Annotated in this window: 3 protein-coding genes; all 3 read right to left on the bottom strand. The window is 57.0% G+C overall.

Features of this window, described 5'->3' with window-relative positions; translation table 11 throughout:
• Positions 1–371 (bottom strand): YgjP-like metallopeptidase domain-containing protein (locus EI28_RS15440; protein WP_155937278.1); only part of this gene is annotated, 371 nt, incomplete at its 3' end.
• Positions 368–3532, bottom strand: coding sequence for a type I restriction endonuclease subunit R (locus EI28_RS06670; protein ID WP_231476628.1), 3165 nt, complete (start codon positions 3530–3532; stop codon positions 368–370). The genes EI28_RS15440 and EI28_RS06670, both read right to left, overlap by 4 nt.
• Before the next feature lie 270 nt (positions 3533–3802).
• Positions 3803–4110 (bottom strand): hypothetical protein (locus EI28_RS14400; RefSeq protein ID WP_048113718.1); only part of this gene is annotated, 308 nt, incomplete at its 5' end.

Below are 4110 nucleotides of genomic sequence, written 5' to 3' on the forward strand. Positions count from 1 at the left end.
GCATGCTCCCGGTACCACCGGATGAAGGTTTCCCGTCCTCTGTCAACACACGCCCGGTTCATCTCAAAGGAACTGCGGTAGAGGCGGAGTGGTTTTCCTTCATCAACAAGAACGAGTTGATGCATCCTGCCGAGATATGGGAACCCCTCACCATTTACATACTCTTTTTTCGGCGGGGCCTCTTCAAAGAGGCGTTTTTCTGCCAGTTTCTGATAGATCCAGAATTTCTTGCTCTGGAAAAAAGCATTGATTGCATGCTCCGGGCAGTTATCCGGTGCTCTGAGAATGATCGTTCCATCACGTTCGATGGTGATGCCAAGCGATTTCCTCGACGATCGAATCAGTTGGTAGGTGAGTTCCCGCCCCTTTATAGGATCACCCTGTGTTTGAACTCTGCATCAAGGTGTTCGGCAAGGCGGATAAACCGATCCGTAATGGCATTGCGCTTCTGGAGAATTTCGGGAAGCCGTGACTCGAGCAGGATCTCCTTGATATACCGGCGGAGGAGTTGCTTTTCGGTCGCTTTCTTCCAGAAGTCCACTTTTCGGATTTCCCGCTGGATCATGGAGACAATATCTTTTGTCGTTCCGGCAGCCATCTCCCTTTCCCTCTCCGAAAGATCCTTCGAGCCGTATACTTCCTTTACCAGGATGTCGTAGAACGGCATTTCAATGACCGGGTCAAGGCCATGCTCGACATCCTGTCGCCCTTCCCGTACCTCTTCGAGAAACTTCCGGAGTTCTTCGACGAGTAGGTCCCAGTCCTCCTCGTGAGCGGTGAGGAGATCGTTGAGCCGTTCGCTGAGTGTCTGGTAGAACTCAGGATCGTAGTCGTAGCGCTGCGAGATGTGGTAGCGGATCGCGTGCGCCATCTCCGATGCCTTTGCCTTGTTCGAGCGGTGGCTACTCAGGGACTTTTCAAAGTCATCGGAGGTGATCGAGACCGGCGGGACTTTCGGGTCGATGCCCTGCGAGAAGACGTAGTCGTCGATGAGTGCCCGCACCTTCTCCCCGCAGCCTGCGAGGTTGAGCGTCCGGTCGCGGTAGCGCCGTTCGGCCAGGGTGTTGATGAACCCGATGACCTTCACCGGGTGGACATAGTCCAGCGCCCGCCTGTCCGGGAGGATCATATCGACCTTCCGGGCAAACGATTTGTACAAGACGAGGAACTCCGCCCGTTTTTCTTCATCGGCGAGGTACTCGACGCATTCGTTGATCGCGTACTCGTTCCCGAGGGGATCAAGAGGTCTGCCCGCATAGGAGGAGGATTCAGCTGCACTCTCCGGGACTGCATTGAGATCTGCGGCGGCAAAGAACTGCAACAGGCGAGTGTATGCTTCCCGCATCTTGGGGATTTCGTCGCCGAGCTGGTCGAACGCTCCTTCGACATCCTCATCCGCAAAGACCCCGAGCGCCTCTTTGAGGTGGTGCCCAATCCCGTAGTAATCGACAACGTAGCCGCAGTTCTTCCCGCTTGCGGGGCGGTTGACCCGGGCGATGGCCTGCAGGAGGCTGTGCTCGACAAGCCTCTTGTCGATATACATGACCTGTTCGATCGGAGCGTCGAACCCGGTGATGAGCATATCGACAACGATGAGGAGCGCCAGACCATCCTGCTTCTCAGGGTCGTCGGCGTCCAGGGGTTTTTTGAATCGGGCAATCCGAGCTTCGTGTTTCTGCGGGTTGGTGTAGGGCTTGTAGATCTCCTCGTCGTTCTGCGACCCCGATATGATGACGTCGGTCTCGATGCGCATGAGCGTCTCCAGATCTTCCCGGTCATCTAGGGAACCTGCATCTGCTTCGAGGTCGGCGATTGCGTCTGCAAGGGCACGGTCGAGCGCTTCTTTATAGCGTACCGCAGCGAGCCGGCTGGCAACGACGACCTGCGCTTTGAATCCGTTCGGGAGGATGTTTGTGCGGTAGTGGTCGATGATGTCGGCGGCGATCTTCTCGATCCGTCGAGGCGCTTCTAGAACGCGCCGGTAAGTGCCGTACTTCTTGCGGATGGCTTCTTTCTCCTCTTCGGTATGTTCCTTGAACATGTCCTCGAAGAGGTCGTCGAGCGCCCGCCCGTCTCTGACGGCATCTCTGGATGTCCGGCCTTCGTAGATGATCTGTAGCGTGCTCCCGTCCTCGATCGACTCCCGGATTGTGTATTTGTCGATGTATTCGCCGAAGATGCCGGTGGTGGTCCGCCTCCGCCGCTGTCCGCCGCGCACCGCCTTCGGTTTCATGATGGGAGTGCCGGTGAAGGCGATCCGGGTGCAGTTCGGGAGAGCCTGCTCGACGTTTGCGCCGAGGACGGACGCCTGGGTCCGGTGTGCCTCATCGATCAGGAGGAGGATCTTATCCGACCGGTTAAGGATCGGAAACTTCCGGACCCTCTTCTTCCCTTTCTCCTGGAACTTCTGCATCATGCCCATGACGACGTTTGAAGTGTCGGTCTGCAGGAGGGCTTTCAGTTCTTCGATGCTCCCGGCGGTATAAACCTGTTCGTCGGCCGTTGCAGCGGTCTCCTCAAGCTGCCGCTCAAGGTCGGTGCGGTCGGTGATGAGGACAACCTTGTACTTCTTCAGGACCGGGTCTTTTCGCATCGCCCGGATGAGGAAGACCATCGTCAGCGATTTGCCGGAGCCCTGGGTGTGCCAGACGACCCCGCCTTTCTCTCTCGGATCCTGGTCGGAACGCAGCCGTGCGAGGATCTTCTGCACCGCCCGGTACTGCTGGTAGCGTGCGACGATCTTGATCTTCTTACCCTGATCGTTCTCACGGAAAACGGTGAAGTTCCGGAGGATCTCAAGGAGGCGGGCGGGAGCGAGCATCCCGTGGATCAACCGCTGCTGGCTGTCTGGCGGCTGGCCGTCCGGGTTGATCGCGGAGAAGGGGGTCGGGTAAGGATCTTTCCACTCCAGGTAGTGCTCCTCCCGCCCGCCGATGGTGGAGACCTTCGCCGTTTCCCGCGAAGTCGCGATCATGCAGAGGTTGTAGGTGAAGAGCCGGTTGCTACCCTCGGGGAGTTCTGTGTCCCGGCTGTTGCTGTAGCGCCGCAGCTGGGTGACGGCCTCCTGGATAGGCTCGGGGATGGCGGGGGATTTGCATTCGATAACAATGAGCGGGATACCGTTGACGAAGAGGGTGATGTCGGGGATGATGTGTTTGGTGGTGCCGGGGACGGCGACCTTGAACTGCCGGGCTGCAAGGAACCGATTCTTCTCCGGGTGGTCAAAATCGAGGTAGCGGACAGTGGGGCTCGGGGTGCCGTCAATGCGGTTTTCGTGGACGGTGGTGTTGTTCAGGAGCAGATCGGTGGCGGCGATGTTCGCCTCGATGAGCGGGGTCTGCGGGATGGTGTCAAGGCGGGTGATGACCTCGGTGATCTGGTCGTCCTCGAGGAAGGGGTTGATCGCCCGGAGGGCTTCCCTGAGTTCGGGCTCGATGATGACCTCGCGGAACGAGAGCCGCTGCGATTCGCCCGGCTCGGCACCGGCGGGGAGATGCCGGACTTCCCAGCCAGCCTGGCGAGTTGCTCGCAGAAGGGGATTTCGACGTAGGTCTCCTCATTCCAGGTCATTTTCCGTAATACCACATTCTCTGGAGGGTTGATAAACGTAATGCTGAAGGAGAGATTGGAGGCGAAGTTTTCTCTCTCTTGTGCAGGACGGAGATGCGGGCGGGATCGTGGCCCCATAAAAAACGGCGGGAAGAGAAGACTTTGGAAGTTCGGGGCGTTAGGTTTTTTAAAGGGATCTCTGCAGGCACCGGCGAGACCAGTGCAATCGTGTTTCTGCAAGAGTCTTTGATTATCAGCGGTCACGCCTTATTATCAGTTCCTCTCCCAGATTTGCTGCAAGGTGAAAACCTGCTCTCTTTTCTTTGGATATCAGCATTCCAACGCAGTACGCAACCGCCAGGATGATCATCACAATGATCATGACCCACTGATAATATCTCAAATTGCCAGACGCTGTGATTACGAAGTAGACCAGACCGGCATACGTAATGACCGAATAGATTCCGACAACGCTAAAAAATGCGCCGACGACTTTCCCTTTCAAAAGCTCATGATACCGCTCCTCTACGTTTTCGTCTTTAGGGATCAGGTTGATACTCT

This window comes from Methanoculleus sp. MH98A (assembly GCF_000691865.1).
Lineage (GTDB): Archaea > Halobacteriota > Methanomicrobia > Methanomicrobiales > Methanoculleaceae > Methanoculleus.